25 protein-coding genes and 1 tRNA gene are annotated in these 22055 nt (G+C 62.8%); 8 read left to right on the top strand and 18 right to left on the bottom strand.

All coding sequences use genetic code 11. The annotated features are described in order from the left end of the window. Positions 1-19: 19 nt before the first annotated feature. The 7 genes from IB236_RS02935 to rpsO all read right to left on the bottom strand — a co-directional run bounded on the left by IB236_RS02935 (position 20) and on the right by rpsO (position 5611). Positions 20-379, bottom strand: coding sequence for an NADH-quinone oxidoreductase subunit A (locus IB236_RS02935; RefSeq protein WP_056061547.1), 360 nt, complete (start codon positions 377-379; stop codon positions 20-22). Positions 380-452: 73 nt separating this feature from the next. Beyond that, positions 453-537: transfer RNA gene (locus IB236_RS02930), tRNA-Leu, on the bottom strand. Positions 538-651: 114 nt separating this feature from the next. After that, positions 652-1017 (bottom strand): preprotein translocase subunit SecG, encoded by a 366-nt coding sequence (secG, locus tag IB236_RS02925; protein WP_056061544.1) that lies wholly within the window; start codon positions 1015-1017, stop codon positions 652-654. A 42-nt stretch (positions 1018-1059) separates the two neighbouring features. Then, positions 1060-1809, bottom strand: a complete 750-nt coding sequence (gene tpiA / locus IB236_RS02920; RefSeq protein ID WP_192418718.1) for a triose-phosphate isomerase — start codon at positions 1807-1809, stop codon at positions 1060-1062. A 2-nt stretch (positions 1810-1811) separates the two neighbouring features. Beyond that, entirely contained in the window at positions 1812-2798 is a 987-nt protein-coding gene (locus IB236_RS02915) for an NAD(P)H-quinone oxidoreductase (RefSeq protein WP_056747674.1), read from the bottom strand. Positions 2799-2893: 95 nt separating this feature from the next. Then, complete coding sequence (pnp, locus tag IB236_RS02910) at positions 2894-5137, bottom strand: polyribonucleotide nucleotidyltransferase (RefSeq protein ID WP_192418716.1); 2244 nt, start codon at positions 5135-5137, stop codon at positions 2894-2896. 207 nt (positions 5138-5344) lie between these two features. Then, entirely contained in the window at positions 5345-5611 is a 267-nt protein-coding gene (gene rpsO, locus IB236_RS02905; RefSeq protein ID WP_005793232.1) for a 30S ribosomal protein S15, read from the bottom strand. Positions 5612-5958: 347 nt separating this feature from the next. On the opposite strand from rpsO, the gene IB236_RS02900 reads away from it, so the two are divergent. Next, positions 5959-6261, top strand: a complete 303-nt coding sequence (locus tag IB236_RS02900; RefSeq protein ID WP_108497204.1) for a hypothetical protein — start codon at positions 5959-5961, stop codon at positions 6259-6261. A 94-nt stretch (positions 6262-6355) separates the two neighbouring features. Here IB236_RS02900 and IB236_RS02895 read toward each other — a convergent pair whose 3' ends face one another. Beyond that, on the bottom strand, positions 6356-6832 hold the full coding sequence (locus IB236_RS02895) for a molybdenum cofactor biosynthesis protein MoaE (RefSeq protein ID WP_056061533.1): 477 nt from the start codon (positions 6830-6832) through the stop codon (positions 6356-6358). 48 nt (positions 6833-6880) lie between these two features. Beyond that, positions 6881-7111, bottom strand: a complete 231-nt coding sequence (locus IB236_RS02890; protein ID WP_192418714.1) for a hypothetical protein — start codon at positions 7109-7111, stop codon at positions 6881-6883. An 87-nt stretch (positions 7112-7198) separates the two neighbouring features. On the opposite strand from IB236_RS02890, the gene IB236_RS02885 reads away from it, so the two are divergent. From IB236_RS02885 to dapA, 3 genes are all read left to right on the top strand, one after another. After that, positions 7199-7453, top strand: coding sequence for a hypothetical protein (locus IB236_RS02885; protein WP_192418712.1), 255 nt, complete (start codon positions 7199-7201; stop codon positions 7451-7453). An 8-nt stretch (positions 7454-7461) separates the two neighbouring features. Then, positions 7462-7821 carry a hypothetical protein gene (locus IB236_RS02880; RefSeq protein ID WP_192418710.1) on the top strand — a complete coding sequence of 120 codons (360 nt, stop codon included), beginning with the start codon at positions 7462-7464 and terminating at the stop codon, positions 7819-7821. Positions 7822-8093: 272 nt separating this feature from the next. Next, entirely contained in the window at positions 8094-8972 is an 879-nt protein-coding gene (dapA, locus tag IB236_RS02875) for a 4-hydroxy-tetrahydrodipicolinate synthase (RefSeq protein WP_192418709.1), read from the top strand. Between the two features lie 33 nt (positions 8973-9005). Here the strand turns inward: dapA and moaD are convergent, their stop codons facing one another. The 8 genes from moaD to IB236_RS02835 all read right to left on the bottom strand — a co-directional run bounded on the left by moaD (position 9006) and on the right by IB236_RS02835 (position 16764). Continuing rightward, positions 9006-9257, bottom strand: coding sequence for a molybdopterin converting factor subunit 1 (moaD, locus tag IB236_RS02870; protein WP_099729731.1), 252 nt, complete (start codon positions 9255-9257; stop codon positions 9006-9008). After that, a complete protein-coding gene (gene glp, locus IB236_RS02865) occupies positions 9254-10507 on the bottom strand; it encodes a gephyrin-like molybdotransferase Glp (RefSeq protein WP_192418708.1) in 1254 nt (417 codons plus the stop codon). The genes moaD and glp overlap by 4 nt, the downstream gene beginning before the upstream one ends. Continuing rightward, positions 10492-11061 carry a molybdopterin-guanine dinucleotide biosynthesis protein B gene (gene mobB / locus IB236_RS02860; protein WP_192418707.1) on the bottom strand — a complete coding sequence of 190 codons (570 nt, stop codon included), beginning with the start codon at positions 11059-11061 and terminating at the stop codon, positions 10492-10494. The genes glp and mobB overlap by 16 nt, the downstream gene beginning before the upstream one ends. Positions 11062-11205: 144 nt before the next feature. Continuing rightward, complete coding sequence (gene thrC, locus IB236_RS02855; protein ID WP_192418706.1) at positions 11206-12651, bottom strand: threonine synthase; 1446 nt, start codon at positions 12649-12651, stop codon at positions 11206-11208. A 39-nt stretch (positions 12652-12690) separates the two neighbouring features. Continuing rightward, positions 12691-13005: a hypothetical protein gene (locus IB236_RS02850; protein WP_056061506.1), complete on the bottom strand. Its 315-nt coding sequence runs from the start codon at positions 13003-13005 to the stop codon at positions 12691-12693. Positions 13006-13040: 35 nt separating this feature from the next. Then, positions 13041-14375 (bottom strand): homoserine dehydrogenase, encoded by a 1335-nt coding sequence (locus IB236_RS02845; RefSeq protein WP_056061503.1) that lies wholly within the window; start codon positions 14373-14375, stop codon positions 13041-13043. Positions 14376-14447: 72 nt separating this feature from the next. Next, positions 14448-15479, bottom strand: coding sequence for a DUF1176 domain-containing protein (locus tag IB236_RS02840; protein WP_192418705.1), 1032 nt, complete (start codon positions 15477-15479; stop codon positions 14448-14450). Between the two features lie 37 nt (positions 15480-15516). Beyond that, on the bottom strand, positions 15517-16764 hold the full coding sequence (locus IB236_RS02835; protein ID WP_192418704.1) for a pyridoxal phosphate-dependent aminotransferase: 1248 nt from the start codon (positions 16762-16764) through the stop codon (positions 15517-15519). 149 nt (positions 16765-16913) lie between these two features. Here IB236_RS02835 and IB236_RS02830 point away from each other — a divergent pair, with 149 nt between their 5' ends. From IB236_RS02830 to IB236_RS02815, 4 genes are all read left to right on the top strand, one after another. Then, positions 16914-17285: an Mth938-like domain-containing protein gene (locus IB236_RS02830; RefSeq protein WP_099729725.1), complete on the top strand. Its 372-nt coding sequence runs from the start codon at positions 16914-16916 to the stop codon at positions 17283-17285. 224 nt (positions 17286-17509) lie between these two features. After that, a complete protein-coding gene (locus IB236_RS02825; protein WP_015013251.1) occupies positions 17510-17995 on the top strand; it encodes a peroxiredoxin in 486 nt (161 codons plus the stop codon). A gap of 238 nt (positions 17996-18233) precedes the next feature. Further along, the gene (locus IB236_RS02820; RefSeq protein WP_192418703.1) at positions 18234-19994 is read left to right on the top strand and encodes a PhoH family protein; all 1761 of its coding nucleotides are present in this window, start codon (positions 18234-18236) and stop codon (positions 19992-19994) included. Between the two features lies 1 nt (position 19995). Then, positions 19996-20382, top strand: a complete 387-nt coding sequence (locus IB236_RS02815; protein ID WP_192418702.1) for a hypothetical protein — start codon at positions 19996-19998, stop codon at positions 20380-20382. Between the two features lie 129 nt (positions 20383-20511). Here the strand turns inward: IB236_RS02815 and dnaB are convergent, their stop codons facing one another. Further along, positions 20512-21924 (bottom strand): replicative DNA helicase, encoded by a 1413-nt coding sequence (gene dnaB / locus IB236_RS02810; protein ID WP_099729723.1) that lies wholly within the window; start codon positions 21922-21924, stop codon positions 20512-20514. Between the last annotated feature and the right edge of the window lie 131 nt (positions 21925-22055).

The following is a 22055-nucleotide window of genomic DNA, read 5'->3' as shown; positions in this document are numbered from 1 at the left end:
TGTCCTTGTTGAAGTCCGCTCATTCCCAATCCAGGGCACCCTTTTTCCATTCGTAGGCAAAACCCACGACCAGAATGGCCAGGAAAATCACGACCGCCACAAAACCGGCCACGCCCACCTCGTGCAGCGTGACCGCCCACGGGAAAAGGAATGCGATTTCCAGGTCGAACAGAATGAAGAGAATGGCCACGAGGTAGTAGCGCACATCGAATTTCATGCGCGCATCCTCGAAGGCTTCAAAGCCACATTCGTAGGGAGAGTTCTTTGCGGCATCCGGGCGGTTGGGGCCCAGTATGTAGCCGAGTACAAGGGGGACAACGCCTACGGCGATGCCGACCAAGATGAACAAAAGGACGGGGAGGTACTGATCGAGGTTCATCTTGAGGATGTGCTCACCGCTGTGGCCTTGCCCGTCAGGACCCGAGCCGGGTCATGCAGGCAGGCCTTTGTTTTGGTGCCGTCGGCGAGACTCGAACTCGCACAGCTTTCGCCACTACCCCCTCAAGATAGCGTGTCTACCAATTTCACCACGACGGCTGATTTTTGCATCTGGATGGCATGAGGAACCTTGCGGCTTTGGCTTTCCAGACAATCCAGAATTCTACTCCGGAAAAACCCTGCTTCGGCCCTGCGGGCCGAAATTCAGTTCAATTATTTGGTCGGGATCTGCGCGGCGCCCGAAGCGGGAGCGGCAGGCGCTGCAGGCACCTCAGAAGCAGGTGCGCCGGCAGGCACGGCAGCGGCGGGCGTTTCCAGAACGCTGCCCGAACTGGCGGGACGAGCGTTGCCAAAGTAGGCCAACGCGAGCGTAGAAACAAAGAACACTGCAGCCAGCACGGCCGTGGTACGGGACAGGAAGTTGGCGCTGCCGCTGGCGCCAAAGAGGCTGCCCGAACTGCCGCTGCCGAAAGCCGCCCCCATGTCGGCTCCCTTGCCATGCTGAATCAAGATCAGGCCGATCATGGCCAGGGCCGCCAACATCTGCACCGCCAAAATCACATTCACGATCACGTTCATTCTCTGTTCACTCCTGATTGAATTGTTTGACTCGCAGCCGCCTCAACGGGCGGCCGCAATGATTTGTAGAAAGTCGGGCGCCTTCAGCGAAGCCCCACCGACCAGGCCACCGTCGATATCGGGCTGCGCCAGCAATTGGGCTGCATTGGCCGCATTCATGCTGCCGCCGTACAGCAACCGGATGCGGTCCGCATGCTCGCTCGCTGCTGCCAACTGGGTGCGCAGCACGGCATGCACAGCTTGCGCCTGCTCCGGCGACGCAGTGCGACCCGTGCCAATGGCCCACACTGGCTCGTAAGCCACCACGATCTCGCTGATGCAATGACCGTTGAGATGAATTACCGCTGCGAGTTGCCGCTTGACCACCGCCTCGGTCAGTCCCGCTTCACGCTCCTGCAGTGTTTCCCCCACACAGACCACCGGCGTCACACCGGCCGCCAGCGCGCGCTGGGCCTTCTCCGCCACAATCGCGTCCGTTTCATCATGGTACTGGCGGCGCTCAGAGTGCCCCACCAGCGCATAGCGCACACCAAAATCCTTCAGCATGGCCACCGATACCTCACCAGTGTAGGCACCCACCTCGTGCGAAGACACATCCTGCGCTGCCACCGCAATGGCAGTGCCAGCCGTCAACGCCTGCACCTGCGCCAGATAAGGCGCTGGCACTGCGACGGCCACATCACAAGCCACATCTGCAGCACCCGCAATCAAGGCCTTCAACAAAGCTTCGTTGGCAGCGAGGCTGCCATTCATCTTCCAGTTGCCAGCGATGAGTTTTTTCTTGTTGTTCATGATTACCACGTCAAAACAATCTTGCCAACGTGCTGGTTGGACTCCATCAGCGCATGGGCTTGTGCCGCATCCGCAGCAGCAAACGTGCTGTGGATGACCGGACGCACCTTACCCGCTGCCAGCAAGGGCCAGACATGCTCACGCAGCGCCCGTGCAATCGCACCCTTGAAAGCCACGGGACGCGGACGCAGTGTGGACCCTGTGATGGTGAGCCGCTTGCGCAGCACCAACCCGGCATTGAAACCGCTCTGCACACCCCCTTGCACGGCGATGATGACGATCCGGCCGTCCTCGGCCAGGCATTCGACCTCGCGGGCGACATAGTCACCTGCCACCATATCGAGCACCACATCAACACCACGCGCCTCGGTGATTCGTTTCGCCTCGGCCACAAAGTCCTGAGACTTGTAGTTGACGGCGTGGTGCGCGCCCAGCGCCAGACAAGCTGCACACTTGTCATCGCTCCCAGCGGTGGCAATCACGGTAGCACCGAAGGCACGTGCCAGCTGAATAGCCGTCACGCCAATGCCACTCGTACCGCCTTGCACCAGGAAGGTTTCACCGGCTTGCAAACGCGCACGGTCAAAGACATTGCTCCACACCGTGAAGAACGTCTCCGGAAGTGATGCAGCCTCTACGTCACTGAAGCCGTCAGGCACCGGCAGGCATTGCACCACCGGCGCCACACACCACTGGGCATAACCACCACCCGCCACCAAGGCGCAAACACGGTCACCCACACGAATGCCCGCCTCTGCCATCGCCAAAGCATCGCCCGACTCAACCACCCCCGCGACCTCCAGCCCCGGAAGATCCGAGGTGCCAGGAGGCGGCGCATAGTGGCCCATTCGCTGCAATACATCAGGGCGGTTGATGCCACTGGCCGCAACGCGGATCAGCAGCTCACCCGCACCCGCTACAGGAGCGGGGCGCTCACCCAGACGCAGCACCTCAGGCCCACCAAACGATGTGATCTCAACAGCATGCATAACGGGGTTTACCGAATATGGATTCAGATGATTTAGGCCGCTAGCGCATGATTTATATGCACCAGCAGCTACCAAATCAATAGCAGATCAACAATTTAGCCATTCACCTGGACAGACGCACCGTCTGCAGGCAGGGCCTGCTGCTGTTGCTGCTCTGCGGGATGACGGCCGCCATCACGACCGTGATCACGGCGGGGTTCGCGATCGCCACGTTCTGCAGGCGCTGGACGGTCGCCGCCACCGGCGGGACGATCTGCCAACACCTTCATGGACAGCTTGATGCGGCCCTTTTCGTCGGTTTCCATGACCTTGACCTTCACGATCTGGCCTTCGGTCAGGTAGTCGGACACTTTTTCGACGCGCTCGTGAGCGATCTGGCTGATGTGCAGCAGACCATCCTTGCCAGGCAGCAGATTGATCAGCGCGCCAAAGTCGAGGATCTTGGTCACAGGGCCTTCGTAGATCTTGCCGATCTCGACTTCTGCCGTGATCTGCTCGATGCGCTTCTTGGCTTCGTCGGCCTTCGCAGCGTCTGTAGCGGCGATGGTGATGGTGCCGTCTTCCTCGATGTTGATCTGGCAGCCAGTTTCTTCGGTCAGCGCACGGATCACAGCGCCGCCCTTGCCGATCACGTCACGGATCTTCTCGGGGTTGATCTTCATGGTGTACAGCTTGGGCGCGAAGTTCGACACTTCGGTCTTGGCTTCACCCATGGCCTCCTGCATCTTGCCCAGGATGTGCATGCGCGCTTCCTTGGCCTGGGCCAGTGCCACTTGCATGATTTCCTTGGTGATGCCCTGGATCTTGATGTCCATCTGCAAGGCCGTGATACCGCCCGTGGTACCCGCCACCTTGAAGTCCATGTCACCCAGGTGATCTTCATCGCCCAGGATGTCGGTCAGCACGGCGAAACGGTTGGCGTCCTTGATCAGCCCCATCGCAATACCGGCCACGTGGGCCTTCATGGGCACGCCGGCATCCATCAGCGACAGGCAGCCGCCGCAAACCGAAGCCATCGACGAGGAACCGTTGGACTCAGTGATTTCCGACACCACACGCATGGTGTAGGGGAATTCTTCCTTGGTCGGCAGAACAGCCACCAGAGCACGCTTGGCCAGACGGCCGTGGCCGATTTCGCGGCGCTTGGTCGAGCCCATGCGGCCCACTTCGCCGGTGGCGAAGGGAGGCATGTTGTAGTGCATCATGAAGCGGTCTTCGTACTCGCCAGCCAGCGCATCGATGCGCTGTGCATCACGCTCGGTGCCCAGCGTGGTAACGACCAGCGCCTGGGTTTCGCCACGCGTGAACAGGGCCGAGCCGTGGGCACGGGGCAGCACGCTGTTGCGGATCTCGATGGGGCGCACGGTGCGCGTATCGCGGCCGTCGATGCGGGGCTCGCCAGCCAGGATCTGGCTGCGCACGATGCCCGCTTCGATGTCGAACAGCATGCCTTCAACCTTGACGGCGTCGAACTCAACACCATCGGCCTTCAACGCTGCCATCACGGCTGCATAGGCTTCGCGGCAGGCCTGGGTGCGGGCTTGCTTGTTGCGGATCTGGTAGGCAGCGCGCAGCTTGTCGTCGGCCAGCGCCACCACCTTGGCGATCAGTGCTTCGTCCTTGGCAGGCGCTTCCCATTGCCACACGGGCTTGCCCGCGTCGCGCACCAGATCGTGAATGGCGTTGATGGCCACATTGCCTTGCTCGTGACCGAACACCACGGCACCCAGCATGATTTCTTCAGACAGCTGCTGGGCTTCGGATTCGACCATCAGCACTGCGGCTTCGGTACCCGCCACCACCAGATCCATCTGCGAGTTCTTGCGCGCAGTCTGGCCAGGGTTGAGCACGTACTCGCCGTTGATATAACCCACGCGTGCGGCACCAATGGGGCCGTTGAACGGAATGCCAGAGATGGCCAGGGCAGCACTGGTAGCGATCAACGCAGCGATGTCGGCATCCACTTCAGGGTTCAGCGACACCGTGTGGATCACCACGTGCACTTCGTTGAAGAAACCTTCGGGGAACAGCGGACGGATCGGGCGGTCGATCAGGCGGCTGGTCAGGGTTTCGTGCTCGCTGGGCTTGGCTTCGCGCTTGAAGAAGCTGCCAGGGATCTTGCCGGCCGCGTACGTCTTCTCGATGTAGTCCACCGTCAGGGGAAAGAAGTCCTGGCCGGGCTTGGCGGACTTGGAGGCGACCACAGTGGCCAGCACCACGGTGTCGTCAATATTCACCAGCACGGCGCCAGAGGCCTGGCGGGCGATTTCGCCGGTTTCCATGATGACGGTCTTGTCACCCCATTGGAAGGTCTTGGTGACTTTGTTGAAAATGCTCATGTTCAGCTCCTGTTTTAATAGCTGGTAGTGCCCTACCAAATTGTCTTGGAGAGCAATTCAGAACACGATGCCATTCCAGGGAAGTTCTGCGCCAGGCAGTAACAACAACTTCATTGGAATGACACAGCTTCGCTCTGTTTTGCGGCTCCGAAGTAAAAAACGCCTGAGCTAGCGGACTAACCCAGGCGTTTTGGCATGCAATGAAGATTACTTGCGCAGACCCAACTTGGCGATCAGCGCGGTGTAACGGTCAGCGTCCTTGGCCTTCAGGTAGTCCAGCAGCTTACGACGGCGGCTCACCATGCGCAGCAGGCCACGGCGACCATGGTGGTCCTTGGCGTGCGTCTTGAAGTGGGGAGTCAGTTCGTTGATGCGAGCGGTCAGCAGGGCCACTTGCACTTCTGGGCTACCAGTGTCATTGGCAGCACGGGCGTTCGCCTTGACGACTTCGGCCTTGATGGAGGATGCGATCATGTTTTTCCTTGAATGTGGCCTGCCGCAGGCGGAAGACCATGGTTTTTACTTGCGCCAGCAGCTGGAACGGCCGCAGGCGTGCGTCTTGCACCATGCAAAACCCACGGATTATAACCCGAGGCCCCCAATTCGCCTCTGCCCGGCCTATCGGCACATTGCCAATCCGATCTCGCCGGACCAGAACACGGGGGCTTGCTGCTGCCCTTCGCCGCCGGTGTAGCGTAGAGGATACGCCGCAGCACAGGCCTCATCGGCGTGAGCCCGCCTCGACGCATTGCAGCCCAAGCCCACCTTAAGATCACTCGGCGCCCCGGCATCCCAACATTCACTCCCCCGGACCACTCAACATGCCATTCCCCCCGGCCCTCCACCCCTCGACCAACGTGGCACTGCGCAAGGTTATCGCTCCCCTGCTTTTGTGGATGCTGGCCCTTGGCCTCGGGCTGCATACCGGGGCAAGCCACGCCACCACCAAAAATGCGACCCAAAGCGGCCATAGCGAAGTGAGCAAGAAAAAGAAATCCACCAAGGTGAAACAGGAGCGAAGCTCATCCGAGGAGAGCCGCTCGGAACGCGACCGCCGGCTGTATCGGGAGTGCAAGGGGCGCGCCAATGCGGGCGCCTGCCTCGGATACACCCACAAACCGTGACCCCACACACCACGCTGCCAAGCCTGAAGTCATCCGCATCCCTCAGAGACACCCCGGGGCGTGGCGCCGGCGGTGCGAAAAGGCCGTGGCTTGTTCAGGCGTTGGCCGCTGTGATCCCCCAGCGCGCGAGCGCTGCATCGTCACTCACCCGTGCATCCACCCAGCGAGCGCCATGTGAGGTTTGCTCCTTTTTCCAGAACGGCGCCTGGGTCTTGAGGTAGTCCATCAAAAACTCGCAGGCCTGAAAACTCTGACCCCGGTGGGCACTGGTCACCGCCACCAGCACGATCTGGTCCAGGGGCTGCAGAAGACCCACCCGGTGAATCACGCGGGCGCCAAAAATATCGAAGCGCCGAAAGGCCTCGTCCACCATGGCTTCGATGGATTTTTCGGTCATGCCAGGGTAGTGCTCCAACTCCATGGAGGACACCTGATCCCCCTCGTTGCGATCACGGACGGTGCCCACGAAGCTGCAGACAGCGCCCACACCCTTGTTCTCACGACGCAAGGTAGCGATTTCGGTGGACAGGTCAAAGTCCTCGGTCTGAATGGAAACACGGGGCAAGGTCATGACAAAAGGCTCTCAGCAGGGAGTGTGGAGTTCAGACAGGAAGTCGCGTCAGGGCGAACGATGCAGCCGTGGTGCAGCCAGCAGGGCGCGTTCTTCCTCCACCACCTTGTTCAACTGCGCCAGTGCGGGCGATGAGGGCAACTGCGCCAGCAATGCCTGCAGCCGCGTGACGTCGCCCACGGTCGGTGCCACCTTGATCTGAGCAATGGCAGCGGGCAGGTTGCCGCCCCGAACCAACGCCAGCACCTTGGCGGGCCATTCACTTTTATTGCGTGCCATAGATTGGTAATAACGTTTGTCTGTACGATTCGCCCGCACTGTACCCGCATGCGATCCGGTACGTGATCTTCCAAGCCCTTTCCACCCATGGCCACACAAACGATTCAGACCGATCTCTACAAGCTCTACCCATCCCCGCGCAATACGGTCCGCGATGTGTTCGAGCACCAGGTCTTCGTGCCCCACCCCTACGCCATCATTGACTTGGATGTGATGGAGCTGGCGGGCAAAACGACGCTGTTTGGCGCCTGCCGCCTGTCGGACATGAAAATGGGCCAGGTGGTGACTTTCGAGCTGACCTCCGATCAGGCCAAGTTCGAGCGGCTGTTCACCCCCGACTAAACCACCCCATGGATGACGACAACCAGATCCACGTGCCGCCCTCCTTCATGGCGGTTTACACCGACACCCGAGGGCGCCTGACGGAAAAGGCGAACGACGTGCGCGCCCGCTACGAACTGTGCGAAGACCTGGCAGGCCACCTGGTGGAGCACGCGCAGACGCTGTACCACGTGCAGGCGCCTTCCGAGACCGAGATCCTGCAGCGCATCCACGCGGGGCTGTGCACGGCCGAATCTGGCGTGGCGGTGGCAGAAGCGACATGGATCGTCACCCGGCTGGCCGAGCTGCTGGTGTGGCAATGCCCCGTGCTGGTGCCGCCGCAGCCTGAATCAGCAGCCAACGCTGCCCGGCCACCGCAGGCAGGCTGACCAACCTTGGGACACGGTGGGCACTTGGCTATACTGCGGCCCATGTCCACGCACACCACCTTTGCCGCGACCGCCGCACCTGCGGTGGCGTTGCAGTGCGTGGGCAAAACCAAAAAACCAGAGCTCATCTGATCGGAGCTGTGGTTCCGTCCGGATGAGCGACGGAACCACCTGGTAGAGAAATTTCCTTTTCTCTTTTCACTCCCCGGCATTCCGCGCGCGCCCCCTCCGGACGGCTCTTCCCCTGGTCGACCCCTGAAAGGACGCTTCGCATGTCTGCCACCGATACCGCTACCTCCCACCAGCCGCTGTTCAGCGGGCTCTGGATCGCCTTGGTCACACCATTCAAGGACGGCGCCGTGGACCACCCGGCCCTTGCCGCACTCACCACCCGGCTGCGTGCCGACGGCGTTGCGGGCTTCGTTGCCTGCGGCTCGACCGGTGAGGCCGCGGCCCTCGACAAGGCCGAGCAACTGCAGGTGCTGGAGACCGTGCTCAGCGCCGCCCAGGGTTTGCCAGTTGTGATGGGCGTGTCGGGTTACCACCAGGGCCAGGTGCTGGAGCAGGTGCAGGCCCTTGCACACCACCCGGTGGCAGGCCTGCTGGTGTCCGCCCCGCACTACATCCGCCCCTCGCAGGAGGGCCTGCTGCACTGGTTCCGCACTCTGGCCGACGCCAGCGCGGTGCCCCTGCTGATCTACGACATTCCGTACCGCACGGGTGCCACGCTCACCACCGAAACGCTGCTGGCGCTGGCGGCGCATCCGCGCATAGAGGCCATCAAGGACTGTGGCGGCAACACGGCCAAGACGCAGGCCCTGATCGCCGATGGCCGGCTGCAGGTGCTGACGGGCGAAGACGCGCAGATCTTCCATACGCTGGCCCTCGGCGGCGCAGGCGCCATCTCTGCCTGTGCACACTGGCAGACGCCGCTTTTTGTGGAGTTGATGGCATTGCTGCGTCAGGGTGACCTGCCCGCAGCCCGTCATTTGTGGCAGGCCTTGCAACCCTGGGTGGAAGCGTGTTTTGCAGAGCCCAACCCTGCCCCGCTCAAGGCCATGCTGGCGCGTGCAGGGTGGATGCACAGTGAACTGCGCGCGCCGATGATGCCGGCCTCAAAGGCGCTGCAAGATCGTTTGAAGGCGCTTTGAGGTGACGTGCTGGCGAGCGCGGGAGCGCCCTGGCTAACCGCCCGTCACCGGGGGGAAGAAAGCCACCTCGGCCCCATCGGCCAGGGTGGCGGACTCGTCGCTCAAGGTCTGGTTCAGTGCCATGCGCACGGCCCGGCCCCGCGCCAGGCTGCTGGCGTGGGCACCACCGCGTGCAATGAGCTCGTCGCGCAAGGCCCCCAGCGTGGTGGCAGCGGTTTCGACCGCCTCGCTGCCTTGCCCAATGGCCTCACGGATCGAGGCGAAGTAGCGCACAGAGACCTTCATCCCAGCAACTCCGAAAACGCGATAAACCGCACCATATCGCCTGGCGCAATCGTCTGGCCCGCCGGGTTGTCCGCCACGCCATCACCCCAGGCGGCCGAAGTGAGCACACCCGAACTCTGGTTGTTGAACAGGTCCAGTCCGCCCGCCGCGTTGTGCCGCACGCGCAGAAATTCGCGGCGTTTATCGGCTTTGGGCCAGGTGAAATCGGCACGCACCGCCACGGCCTGCGGAGTCACGTCCTGCACGCCCTGCAGCCGCAGCACAAAAGGCTGCACCAGCAATGCAAAGGTCAGAAAGCTAGACACCGGGTTGCCGGGCAGGCCCATGAAATGGGCAGCACCGCCTTCACGCGGGATCTGGCCATAGGCAAACGGCTTGCCAGGCTTCATCGCGATTTGCCACAGGTCCAGCGTGCCCAGAGTCTCCACAGCAGGCTTGATGTGGTCTTCCTCACCCACGCTCACGCCGCCGCTGGTCAGGATCAGGTCGTGCGCGCTGCTGGCCTGGCGCAGGGCGTCGATGGTGGCCTCGCGCCGGTCGGGCACGATGCCCAAGTCGGTCACCTCGCAGCCCAGGCGTAGCAGCATCGCACGCAGGAAAAAGCGGTTGCTGTTGTAGATGGCACCGGGGCGCATCTGCTCGGGCGGGACTTCGCCGGGCATGACCAGTTCATCGCCCGTGGACAACAGCGCCACGCGCGGGCGCCGCACGACCTGCAGCTGGTGCTGACCGATGCTGGCCGCCAGGCCCAGTTCGGCCGGAGTGAGACGCGTGCCAGCCGACAGCACCACCGCACCCCGGGTGATGTCTTCGCCCGCGCTGCGGATCCACTGCCCGGCTTGGGGAACGGCGTTGATACGCACCGAGCCCAGGCCATCGGCCGCCGCAAGGGCTTCACAGTCTTCCTGCATCAGGATGGCATCGGCGCCTGCAGGCACTGGCGCACCGGTGAAGATGCGCGCTGCCGTGCCGGGCTGCAGTGGGTCGCCCGCACTGCCCGCAGGAATGCGCTGCGACACCGGCAACACCACCCCTGCCGCCGCCACATCAGAGCGGCGCACGGCGTAACCATCCATCGAGCTGTTGTCCTGGGGAGGCACGTGCAAAGCCGACACACAGCTCTGCGCCAGCACGCGGCCGTCGGCGTCAAAGGTGGTGACAGTGTCGGTGCCTGGCAGCGGCCGGGCGTGCGCCAGCAGGTCCGACAGCGCTTCGTCCAGCGGCTTGAGGGGCTTCATTGCGGGGCGCATGGCAGCGGCCCTCCATACAGTTCCCAGTTGTGCTCAAAGCGGTGTTCGTACTGGATGAGCCAGTCCACCACCTGATCGGGCGCGTTCAGGTCCAGCAAGGGCAATTGCGTGGAGACCGGCAGGCTCTCGGGGGCATCAGTGGCCACAGCCACCACAAAGTCGTCTTCGGGGTAACGCACGGGCTTGGCCACTTGCCCTGGCTCGGGGGCTCGCCAGACTTCGATCTTGAGCAGGTCGCTGTCCTTGAAACCCTCCACCAGCACCCAGTCCACGCCCTGGTACAGCTCCGCCAGCAGGTGGTGCACGCTGAGGGTGGCGGGCTGCTCGAACTCGCGCACTAGCATCAGGCGCTTGTCCGATGCCGCGACCACCTCGAAAGCCCCCGCCTCGCGGTGGCGGTAGGTGTCCTTGCCCGGGTGGTCCACATCAAAACTGTGATGTGCATGCTTGACCACCGACACTCGCAGGCCCCGCAGCCGCAGCGCGGGGATCAACTGCTCGACCAGCGTGGTCTTGCCACTGCCGGAAAACCCGGCAAAACCGACAACCTTCATCCACTGCTCCTTGATTAGCTATGTTATTTATAGCTTTAAGTGCATACCAGACTAGCGCCCGGGGCAATATTGACCACAAAAGAGCCTGTCCTGGCCCGCCCGGCATCTGCCGGCCGCTCACGCGGACAGGCAGGTACCGACCGTTCACCCCAACGCTGCAGGGGAGCAATGGCGTTCGATGTAGGCCTTGACCAAGTCCACATCAGCGGGCATCACCTGTACACGCTTGGGCAGGTCTTCGATGCCTGCAAACTTGGCAGGCCGCTCGGGCGCATGGCCCAGCGCTTCGACGATGGTTTCGGCAAACTTGATGGGCAGCGCCGTTTCCAGCACGATCATCGGTACGTTGGGGTCTTGGTGATGCTCCAGGGCCACCTTCACCCCGTCGGCGGTGTGGGTGTCAATGGTCACGCCATGGCGCTGATAGTTGTCGCGGATGGTGGCCAGGCGGTCGGCGTGGGTGCTCTTGCCACTTTCAAAACCGTATTTGGTGGCGGCATCGGCAAACAGCGGCTCCGCGCTCAAGTCAAAGCGGCCGTAGGTTTGCAATGCAGCGCCGAACAAGGCCTTGGTACGTTGGCCGTTGCGGCCCAGCAGGTCGAAAATGAAACGCTCGAAGTTGCTGGCCTTGCTGATGTCCATCGAAGGGCTGGACGTCTCGTGCGTGTCGGCACTGCTGCGCACGCGGTACACGCCGGTGCGGAAGAACTCGTCGAGCACGTCGTTTTCATTGGTGGCCACCACCAGCTTGGCAATGGGCAGGCCCATCATGCGCGCCACATGGCCCGCGCACACGTTGCCAAAGTTGCCCGATGGCACCGTGAAACTCACCTTCTGGTTGTTGGTCTCGGTGGCCTGGATGTAGCCCGCAAAGTAGTACACCACCTGTGCCAGCAGGCGCGCCCAGTTGATGGAGTTGACGGTGCCGATCTTGTACTTGTGCTTGAAGGCGTGGTCATTGGAGACGGCCTTGACAATGTCCTGGCAGTCGTCGAACACACCTTCGATGGCGATGTTGTGGATGTTCTCGTCCTGCAGGCTGAACATCTGCGCCTGCTGGAAGGCGCTCATGCGGCCGTGCGGGCTGGTCATGAAGACACGCACGCCCTGTTTGCCGCGCATCGCGTATTCGGCGGCGCTGCCGGTATCGCCACTGGTTGCGCCCAGGATGTTGAGCTGCTCGCCGCGGCGCTTGAGCTCGTACTCGAACAGGTTGCCCAGCAGCTGCATGGCCATGTCCTTGAAGGCCAGCGTAGGACCGTTGGACAGGGCTTCGAGCCACAGACTGTTTTCGAGGTGGCGCAGGGGCACTATCTCGCCCGTGCCAAACACTTCGGCGGTGTACGTCTTGGCGCAGATGGCCTTCAAATCGGCGGCAGGAATGTCGTCGATGTAGAGCGACAGGATCTGAAACGCCAGCTCGGCGTAGCCTTGCTCGTGGTAGGCCTTGCGCAGGCGCGTGAGCATGGCGTCATCCACCTGCGGGTAATGCTCGGGCAGGTACAGGCCACCATCGGGCGCCAGGCCTTCGAGCAGGATGTCGCAGAACTGTTTGCGGTCTGCATGGCCGCGGGTGCTGAGGTACTTCATGAAGGATTCCCGTCGGTATCGGTGAAGGTGGTGAACTGGCTAAAAGCTGATGCCGTACACACGGATGTCAATGTAGAGACGCGAGGCGATCAGCAGGAAGAACCCGCCGATCAGGATGAGCCAGTGCAGTGCCCGGTCCTGGCGGTTGTCGGTGCGCTCCAGCAGGACAAAGTACAGCCACGCGGCCAGAAAGCTGCCCACACCGTTGAGCAGGGCCTGCGTGCGCGACATGGCCCCGAACAGGGCCAATGCGACCAGCAGGCCGAACCAGAACGCCAGATGCCAGCGCGGCAAATCGACATGCGCCATCTTGAGCAGCGCCGACAGCGTGAGGGCGGCAACCAGAGTGGGCATGGCGAGGCAGCATCATGGTGTGGCGTGGCCCATCATCAGTTGAGTTCTTCCTTGCGAATGCGCGTGATGGGTGCCAGCACGGTCGGCAGCGCCTGCATTTGCGCAATGACGGCATCCATCGTGCCTTCGCGGGTGTCGTGGGTCAGGATGATCAGGTCGGTCTGCGTCGATCCCTCGCCGCCCACTTCGTCAGCCTCGCGCTGCAGCACGGCATCGATGCTCACGCCTGCCTCGGCCAGCAGGCCGGTGACCTTGGCCAGCACGCCAGCCTGGTCGGCGACGCGCAAGCGCAGGTAGTAGCTGGTGACCACTTCGCTCATCGGCAGCACGGGCAGCTGGTCCATGGCGCCCTGCAGCGTGTTGGCCTGGAAGGCCAGGTGCGGCACGCGGTGTTCAGGGTCGGCCGTGTGCAGGCGGGCGATGTCTACCAGGTCGGCGATCACGGCACTGGCGGTGGGCTCACTGCCTGCGCCCTTGCCGTAGTACAGCGTGGTGCCCACGGCATCGCCCTGCACCACCACGGCGTTCATCGCGCCTTCGACGTTGGCGATCAGGCGCTTGGAGGGTACGAGGCTCGGGTGCACGCGCAGCTCGATGCCCTTTTCGGCGCGCTTGGTGATGCCCAGCAGCTTGATGCGGTAGCCCAGTTGTTCTGCGTATTTGATGTCGGCGGCGGAGAGCTTGGTGATGCCTTCCACATAGGCCTTGTCGAACTGCACCGGGATGCCGAAAGCGATGGCGCTCATCAATGTCGCCTTGTGCGCGGCATCCACGCCTTCAATGTCGAAGGTGGGGTCGGCCTCGGCGTAGCCCAGGCGTTGCGCTTCTTTGAGCACCACGTCGAAGTCCAGGCCCTTGCTGCGCATCTCGGACAGGATGAAGTTGGTGGTGCCGTTGATGATGCCGGCGATCCACTGGATGCGGTTGGCCGTGAGGCCTTCGCGCAGCGCCTTGATGATGGGAATGCCGCCGGCCACGGCGGCCTCGAAGGCCACCATCACGCCCTTGGCCGATGCGGCCGCAAATATCTCGGTGCCATGCACGGCCAGCAGCGCCTTGTTGGCGGTGACCACATGCTTGCCTGCGGCAATGGCTTCGAGCACCAGTGCGCGTGCGATGCCGTAGCCGCCGATCAACTCGATCACGATATCGATGTCGGGGTTGGCGATGATGGCACGGGCGTCGTTGACGACCTGGATGCCGTCACCCACCACAGCCTTGGCGCGCGCTACGTCCAGGTCCGCCACCATGGTGATCTCGATGCCACGGCCAGCACGGCGGCTGATCTCGTCCTGGTTACGCTGCAACACGTTGAACACGCCGCTGCCGACGGTGCCGATGCCCAGAAGGCCTACTTGGATGGGTTTCATAGCAATGGGAAGGGAAAGAAAAACAATGATTCGGGAGGGATGTAGAGGGCGCGGTGTCGAGCAGCAGATCACTCAACGCGTGACATAGGTCGGCAACTGCCAGGCGCCACCCGCAAAGCCACGGCACATGCCGTCACCAGACTCGCTGCGCAGCACAAAACCCTGGCCATCGAACTGCCACTCACGCACCCACCAGCAGTCGCCAATGCCCCGGCCCTTCATCGCCGAATGCACCGTGCCCGAGGCCGGATCGAAATCGCCGTCCACGTCCTGCAAGGGCTCTGGCTTGTAGGGCGGGCGGTCGTTGGCCACCCACAGCAAGCTGCTGAAGTTGTAAGCGCCCATGCCACAGGGCACGGACAGCAGCACCTTGCGCTCCGTGAGCCGGTAGACCTGCACATTGGCGGGGTTGAACGCATCGTCGCCGTTGCACTGGCCTTCGGTACTGGCGCGGCCCAGCGCAGCCACCAGCGGCTTGGCCAGTGCGGCATCCCCCTTGCGCGCAGGCATCGGGGTCACAGCCTTGATGACCGGAGCAGGCAAAGACGGCAGCACGGAAGCCTCTGGCTTCGTGCCCTTGCGCACCAAGGCGCCCGGTGTGCCCACCCGGCCCTGGGCCTCGTCCATCTTGAGCAGAACCGCGGTGACACCCGCCAGTGACAGCACCCAACGGTCCTTGCCAGCGGCCACCGTGGCCTCTTCGCTCTTGAGCAGCTCCTGCAGCAGGCGGGGCACCTGCGCTGCAGGCACGCTGGGGGTGTCGCCCTTGAGCCCTGGCAAAGACAGTGTGCCCACCTTGAGGTGCAGCGACGCTGGAGTGGCTTTCTCGGTGGACACCTGCAGGTCCACCAGCACCGGCGTGTCAGGTCCCGCCTCGCGGGTCAGGCGCATGGAGACCGGCTCCGACTCGCCACTCTCCGACTGGTAGCCCACGGCCCTGCAAGTGCGGGTGTTGTCGCATTGCAAGGCCCAGTCCTTGTGCTGGAAGCTCACGGGCTCTTTGCCCTTGTCGGCAGCCTGCACAGCAGCGCCGTGCAAGCCCGCCGCCACCAGCCCACAGGCGGCGACATGCCGGGCCAGGTCAAGAACGGAGGGTCTGTGCATGGAGCGTATCGCCTTGTCTTCTGGGCAACGCGACGGATCAGGCTGCGACGGCCGCCACAGTGGTCTGCTTGCGCTTTCGGTATTGCTCCAGGAAGCGCGCCACGCGGCCAATGGCATCGCGCAGGTCGTCTTCATGGGGCAGGAACACGATGCGGAAATGGTCCGGAGCAGGCCAGTTGAAACCCGTGCCCTGCACCAGCATGACCTTCGTCTCCTGCAGCAACTCCAGGAAGAACTGCTGGTCGTCCTCGATGGGATACACCGCCGGGTCGAGGCGCGGGAACATGTACAGCGCGGCCTGAGGTTTCACACAGGTCACGCCCGGGATGGCCGTGATCAGTTCATAGGCCAGATCACGCTGCTTGCGCAGGCGGCCGCCCTCACAGACCAGTTCGTTGATGCTCTGGTAACCACCCAGCGCCGTCTGCACGGCCCACTGGCCAGGAACGTTGGCACAAAGTCGCATGTTCGAGAGCATGTTCAGGCCCTCGATGTAGTCCTTGGCGGGCTTCTTGTCGCCCGAGACCACCAGCCAGCCAGCACGGTAACCGCAAGACCGGTAGCTTTTGGACAGCGAGTTGAAGGTGAGCGTGAGCACATCCTCGCTCAGCGAGCCGATGGCCGTGTGCTTGGCGCCGTCGTACAACACCTTGTCGTACACCTCGTCCGCAAAGATCACCAGGCCGTGTTCGCGGGCGATGGCCACGATGCCCTTTAGCAACTCGACCGAGTACAGCGCACCCGTGGGGTTGTTGGGGTTGATGACCACGATGCCTTTGGTACGCGGCGTGATCTTGGCGCGGATGTCCTCCAGGTCGGGCATCCAGCCATTGGCCTCATCGCACAGGTAGTGCACCGGCGTGCCGCCCGACAGGCTGGCCGCAGCGGTCCACAGCGGGTAATCCGGCGATGGCAGCAACAACTCATCGCCAGTGTCCAGCAACGCGTTCGTTGCCATCACGATCAGTTCGCTGGCGCCGTTGCCCAGGTAGATGTCATCCAGCGCCACGCCCTTGATGCCCTGCTTCTGGGTCTCGTGCATCACGGCCTTGCGGGCGGCGAAGATGCCTTTGCTGTCCGAGTAGCCCGCCGAGTTGGGCAGGTTGCGGATCATGTCCTGCTGAATTTCTTCGGGGGCATCAAAGCCGAACACCGCCAGATTGCCGATGTTGAGCTTGATGATCTTGTGCCCATCCTCCTCCATCTGCTTGGCCGCGTCCATGATCGGGCCCCGGATGTCGTAACAAACATTGGCGAGCTTGGCGGATTTTTGGACGGTTTTCATGCGCTGACAGTAGTGCGGTGGGGTCAGGAGGCCGCCGGAGCCGGCGCCCTCAGGCGAAACCTATAATTTGACCACAGAACCGTTGCCATCCCCTGGCGCCGGGCGCAGCTGCCACACCCCGCAGCACCTGAGGCCCACCACTTCCTGCCATGAAATTCCAGCCCGACCGCTCCAACGCTCAGACCATCAGCGGCTACGGCCCCGGCTGGATCGGCATCGACGCCGACAAGATCACCCACAGCGTCATCATCGGGTCGGCAGGCCTGCGCCAGCCCTGGCCCTGCTCCCGCTTTGAGGATCTGACCCCGGAGCATTTCGCCCAGTTGGCCGGACTGGAAACCGAACTGGTCATTTTTGGCAGCGGGCTGCGCAATCGTTTTCCCCCGCCCGCATGGCTGGCTCCCCTGATGGCGCGGCGACTCGGGCTGGAGACCATGGACACCCAGGCAGCATGCCGCACCTACAACATCCTGGCGAGCGAAGGACGCAACGTGGTCGCAGCCCTGATTCTGGAAGTCTGAACGCGCGCTCACGGCCTGCCTCAAAGTCGGGCGCACCGGGAATGCCACTTATGCACGGCCGTGCCAAAGTGCCCGCCACCCCACGCAGGACACACTGTCTTACATTTGGCCGGGAACCGATTTCAGGGTAAAATCACCGGTTGCGGTCGGGGGCACCACCAAGAGCAATAACACACCCACTCCCCCGGCTTACCAACGACTACATCCTGAGAGATTGAAGTGATATGGCGATCGTTGTCAACAAACCCCTCCCTGAATTTGAAGCCAACGCAACCGGTGGTATCAAGGTCTCCAACACCTCCCACCTTGGCCAAATTCTGGTTCTCTACTTCTATCCCAAGGACAACACGCCGGGCTGCACCACGGAGGCCATGCAGTTTCGCGACAAGTACAAGGATTTCGTGAAAGCTGGCGCAGCCGTGTTCGGTGTCTCGCGCGACAACATGAAGTCGCACGACGACTTCAAGGAAAAGCTGGAACTGCCGTTCGAGCTGATCGCCGACACCGAAGAAAAGATGTGCCACATGTTCGGCGTGGTCAAGAACAAGATCATGTACGGCAAGAAGGTCAAGGGCATCGAGCGCAGCACCTTCCTGATCGGCCCCGATGGCCTGCTTGTGCAAGAGTGGCGCGGCCTCAAGGTACCAGGCCACGTGGACGAAGTCCTCAAGACCGTCAAATCCCTCAAGGCCCTGAAAAAGGCCGCCTGAGCAGAACCTGATCGCGTCAGCGCTGCTGCGACCGTTGCAATCCACCAAAGGGCACTGGAGCATCCACGCGACACACCGCCCGTTTTGCCCTGGCAAGACACGTGGAGTGGGCATAATGGGTCAATGCCCCTGGTTCTTGCACCGTTAGCACCCATTCAAAAAGCCGCCTTGGCCTCCAGGCGGCTTTTTGCTTTCTGACCCCATCCGTTACCCCTTTACCGACCGAGGCCCTGCCACCATGCCCCTGCCCCCCGCCCCCAGCCGGCGCGCTGCACTCCTCGCGCCAGAAGCCTTTGAAGTCACGGCCCGCCCCCGCGTAGCCACCACCTCGGCCAACGAAGCCGTTGCCATGCCTCAGCGCGCCGCTGCAGCCCCAGCCCGCGCGGGACGCAAGGCAGACAGTGTGGCCTCGTCGCTGGCAGCGCCTGACACCGCTCCACTGCTACAAATCGAGACACGAACCCGGACAGCCGCCCCCTCTGCCGCTCCCGTGGCTCGCAGCACTGGCACGCGCAAGGCGCGCGGTACCGCCACTCCTCCTGCCGTCACCGCCAGCCCCGCGCCAGCCACCGCAACCACCACACGCAGCCGCAAGTCCGCATCGCACGGCCCGACCAAGCTCTTCGTGCTGGACACCAATGTGCTCCTGCATGACCCGACCAGCCTGTTCCGCTTTGAAGAGCACGACATCTTCCTGCCGATGATCGTGCTGGAAGAATTGGACGGCCACAAGAAGGGCATGACCGAAGTCGCGCGCAACGGCCGCCAAGCCAGCCGCACCCTGGATGCGCTGGCGGCCGCCCAGGGCGCCGACATGGCCGAGGGCCTCAAGCTCGACTCCACCGGCCAGCGCGCCGCGGGCGGCCACCTGTTCTTCCAGACCGTACCGCTGGACTACAGCCTGCCCACCAGCCTGCCCCCCGGCAAGGCCGACAACCAGATCCTGGGCGTGGTCGAAGCCTTGCGCAAGCTGCACGCCCCGCGCGAGGTGGTGCTGGTATCCAAGGACATCAACATGCGCGTCAAGGCGCGCGCCCTGGGCCTGAACGCCGAGGACTACCAGAACGACAAGACACTGGAAGACGGCGACCTGCTGTACGCCGGTGTGCTGGCCCTGCCCCCCGACTTCTGGGCCAAGAGCGGCAAGAACGTTGAAAGCTGGCAGAGCGGCGCCCACACCTACTACCGCATCGGCGGGCCCATCGTGCCGCAGCTGATGATCAATCAGTTTGTGTACTTTGAAGCCCCCGGCGAGCCCAGCCTGTTTGCGCGCGTGAGCGAAATCCGCGAGAAAACAGCGGTCCTGCAGACCCTCAAGGACTACGGTTCGGCCAAAAACGCGGTATGGGGCGTGAGCACCCGCAACCGCGAGCAGAACTACGCTATGAATCTGCTCATGGACCCCGAGATCGACTTCGTGACCCTGACCGGCACCGCAGGCACCGGCAAGACACTGCTGGCCCTGGCCGCAGGCCTCACTCAGGTGTTGGACGACCGCCGCTACACCGAGATCATCATGACCCGCGCCACCGTGAGCGTGGGCGAGGACATCGGCTTCCTGCCCGGCACCGAAGAAGAGAAGATGGGCCCCTGGATGGGCGCACTGGATGACAACCTGGAGTTTTTGGCCAAGGGCGATGGCGGCAACGCAGGCGAGTGGGGCCGCGCGGCCACCAATGAGCTGATCCGCAGCCGCATCAAGATCAAGAGCATGAACTTCATGCGCGGGCGAACCTTCCTGAACAAGTACGTGATCATCGACGAAGCGCAGAACCTGACGCCCAAGCAGATGAAGACGCTGATCACCCGGGCAGGCCCCGGCACCAAGATCATCTGCATGGGCAACCTGGCGCAGATCGATACACCGTACCTGACCGAAGGCTCCTCCGGCCTGACGTATGCGGTGGACCGCTTCAAGGGCTGGCCACACAGCGGGCACATCACCCTGGCGCGGGGCGAACGCTCACGCCTGGCGGACTTCGCCAGCGAGGTGCTCTGAGTTGGCGGCAGGCTGGGTTGCAGCACTGAAGCTGGTACCCTGGGGCGACGTCATCGAGGCGACGCCCCAGATCCTGCAGGCGGCCAAGAAGCTGCTGGGCACCACCCAAAAAGGGAAGGCCGAAGCGGCGACGGCTGCACTCGATGGCGCCGTTGGCGAGCCCGCCATTCCGGTGGCCTTGCAGCTTCAGCATCTGCGTGACCGCGTGGCGCAATTGGAGCGAGAGCAGCAAGAGTCCGCCATGCTGATCCAGTCCCTGGCCGAACAGCATGCCCAGGTGGTGCAGGCAGTGGAAGTGCTGCGCCGACGCCAGCAATGGCTCACCATGGCGGTGAGCATGCTGGCAGTGGCATGCACAGGTTTGCTGGTGTGGGTACTAACTCAATAGAGCAATAGCGATAACGCGCACGCTGGGAGCCTGGAACCGCGGGCACTGTACGGCATGGCGCCAGAACTTGTTCGCTATAAATTCAATAGCTTCCAGCACATATAAAACCGGCGCTAGCAGCTATTTTTATTAGAAATCGTCGCCTGAACCCATCGCCAGGTTCTCAAAGCGCGTCTGGTTCTTCTGGAAGAACAGCTTCACGGTTCCGGTGGGGCCGTTCCGCTGTTTGCCGATGATGACCTCGGCCACGTTGGGCTCCTTGGAGTCCTTGTTGTAGTAGTCGTCGCGGTAGATGAACATGATGATGTCCGCGTCCTGCTCGATGGCGCCCGATTCGCGCAGGTCGGACATCATGGGGCGCTTGTCGGTACGCTGCTCCACCGAGCGGTTGAGCTGAGACAGCGCGATCACCGGGCACTGCAGCTCCTTGGCCAGCATCTTGAGGCCCCGGGAAATTTCGCCCAGCTCCGTCGCCCGGTTGTCCGATCCCGACGAACCCGAGCCGCTCATGAGCTGCAAGTAGTCCACCACGATCAGGCCCAGCTTGCCGCACTGGCGCGCCAGACGGCGCGCGTTGGCACGCAGCTCGCTAGGCGTGAGGCCCGGGGTTTCGTCGATGTGCAGCGACACCGTGCGCAGCTTCTCGATGGCTTCGGTCAGGCGCGGCCATTCATCGTCGGTGAGCTTGCCGGTGCGCAGGTTGCCCTGGTTCACCCGGCCGATCGAGCCCACGATACGCACCGCCAATTGAGCGGCACCCATTTCCATCGAGAAGATGGCGACCGGCAAGCCCTCGTTGAGCGCCACGTGCTCAGCAATGTTCACCGCGAACGAGGTTTTGCCCATGGACGGGCGGGCTGCCAGCACCACCATGTCGCCCGCCTGCAAGCCGCTGGTCATGCGGTCCAGGTCGGCAAAGCCGGTGGGGACGCCCGTGACGTCCACAGGGTTGTCAGCCATCTCCTGCACGCGGTCGAGCAGGTCAATCACCAGCGTATCGAGCGACTGGAAGCCCTGCTTGGTGCGCGAACCCTCTTCGCCAATGGCAAAGATCTTGGCCTCGGCTTCGTCCAGAATGCGTTCCACCGTTTTGCCTTGGGGGTTGAACGCGTTGGTCGAAATTTCGTCGCTGGCCGTGACCAGCTTGCGCAGGATGGCGCGTTCGCGAACGATTTCGGCATAGCGCCGAATATTGCTGGCACTGGGTACGTATTGCGCCAGATTGTTCAGATAGGCCAGCCCGCCCATCTCCTGCGCCTTGCCTTGGTTCTGGAGGTGCTCGAACACCGTGATCACGTCGGCTGGCTTGCTGGCATTGATCAGCGCGCCAATGGCCGTGTAGATCATCTGGTGCTCGTGGCGATAGAAATGGCTTTCTACCAGCAGGTCGCCCACGCGGTCCCAGGCGTTGTTGTCCAGCAGCAGACCACCCAGCACACTGGACTCCGCCTCGATGGAGTGCGGTGGCACACGCAGCTGGGCAATTTCACGGTCCGGCACGGGCGTGAATCCATCATCAAGGGGTGGGAAAATGGCAGACATGGAATCCTTGGAGCTAACCCGGCATGCTATCGCCCACGCGGCGTGTCGTCATGGCACAAGTCTGTGGATAAGGCGGGGGTAACCCGTGGGCAACCGTGTACAAACTACGGTCACACAAAGACAAAAGCCGC

It is taken from the genome of Acidovorax sp. ACV02 (genome assembly GCF_014851475.1).
Lineage (GTDB): Bacteria > Pseudomonadota > Gammaproteobacteria > Burkholderiales > Burkholderiaceae_C > Acidovorax > Acidovorax delafieldii.
The sequence above is the reverse complement of the archived record's forward strand: the minus strand, read 5'-3'. Positions and strand labels throughout refer to the sequence as shown.

Coding starts and splice junctions, on each gene's coding strand:
- IB236_RS02900 (WP_108497204.1), top strand. CDS start 5,959: ATGCCATTCCCCCCGGCCCTCCACCCCTCGACCAACGTGGCACTGCGC.
- IB236_RS02885 (WP_192418712.1), top strand. CDS start 7,199: ATGGCCACACAAACGATTCAGACCGATCTCTACAAGCTCTACCCATCC.
- IB236_RS02850 (WP_056061506.1), bottom strand. CDS start 13,005: ATGCCCACTCTGGTTGCCGCCCTCACGCTGTCGGCGCTGCTCAAGATG.
- IB236_RS02845 (WP_056061503.1), bottom strand. CDS start 14,375: ATGAAACCCATCCAAGTAGGCCTTCTGGGCATCGGCACCGTCGGCAGC.
- IB236_RS02915 (WP_056747674.1), bottom strand. CDS start 2,798: ATGCATGCTGTTGAGATCACATCGTTTGGTGGGCCTGAGGTGCTGCGT.
- tpiA (WP_192418718.1), bottom strand. CDS start 1,809: ATGAACAACAAGAAAAAACTCATCGCTGGCAACTGGAAGATGAATGGC.
- dnaB (WP_099729723.1), bottom strand. CDS start 21,924: ATGTCTGCCATTTTCCCACCCCTTGATGATGGATTCACGCCCGTGCCG.
- thrC (WP_192418706.1), bottom strand. CDS start 12,651: ATGAAGTACCTCAGCACCCGCGGCCATGCAGACCGCAAACAGTTCTGC.
- secG (WP_056061544.1), bottom strand. CDS start 1,017: ATGAACGTGATCGTGAATGTGATTTTGGCGGTGCAGATGTTGGCGGCC.
- dapA (WP_192418709.1), top strand. CDS start 8,094: ATGTCTGCCACCGATACCGCTACCTCCCACCAGCCGCTGTTCAGCGGG.
- moaD (WP_099729731.1), bottom strand. CDS start 9,257: ATGAAGGTCTCTGTGCGCTACTTCGCCTCGATCCGTGAGGCCATTGGG.
- IB236_RS02840 (WP_192418705.1), bottom strand. CDS start 15,479: ATGCACAGACCCTCCGTTCTTGACCTGGCCCGGCATGTCGCCGCCTGT.
- IB236_RS02825 (WP_015013251.1), top strand. CDS start 17,510: ATGGCGATCGTTGTCAACAAACCCCTCCCTGAATTTGAAGCCAACGCA.
- mobB (WP_192418707.1), bottom strand. CDS start 11,061: ATGAAGGTTGTCGGTTTTGCCGGGTTTTCCGGCAGTGGCAAGACCACG.
- pnp (WP_192418716.1), bottom strand. CDS start 5,137: ATGAGCATTTTCAACAAAGTCACCAAGACCTTCCAATGGGGTGACAAG.
- IB236_RS02820 (WP_192418703.1), top strand. CDS start 18,234: ATGCCCCTGCCCCCCGCCCCCAGCCGGCGCGCTGCACTCCTCGCGCCA.
- IB236_RS02935 (WP_056061547.1), bottom strand. CDS start 379: ATGAACCTCGATCAGTACCTCCCCGTCCTTTTGTTCATCTTGGTCGGC.
- IB236_RS02890 (WP_192418714.1), bottom strand. CDS start 7,111: ATGGCACGCAATAAAAGTGAATGGCCCGCCAAGGTGCTGGCGTTGGTT.
- IB236_RS02895 (WP_056061533.1), bottom strand. CDS start 6,832: ATGACCTTGCCCCGTGTTTCCATTCAGACCGAGGACTTTGACCTGTCC.
- IB236_RS02880 (WP_192418710.1), top strand. CDS start 7,462: ATGGATGACGACAACCAGATCCACGTGCCGCCCTCCTTCATGGCGGTT.
- glp (WP_192418708.1), bottom strand. CDS start 10,507: ATGCGCCCCGCAATGAAGCCCCTCAAGCCGCTGGACGAAGCGCTGTCG.
- IB236_RS02835 (WP_192418704.1), bottom strand. CDS start 16,764: ATGAAAACCGTCCAAAAATCCGCCAAGCTCGCCAATGTTTGTTACGAC.
- rpsO (WP_005793232.1), bottom strand. CDS start 5,611: ATGATCGCATCCTCCATCAAGGCCGAAGTCGTCAAGGCGAACGCCCGT.
- IB236_RS02830 (WP_099729725.1), top strand. CDS start 16,914: ATGAAATTCCAGCCCGACCGCTCCAACGCTCAGACCATCAGCGGCTAC.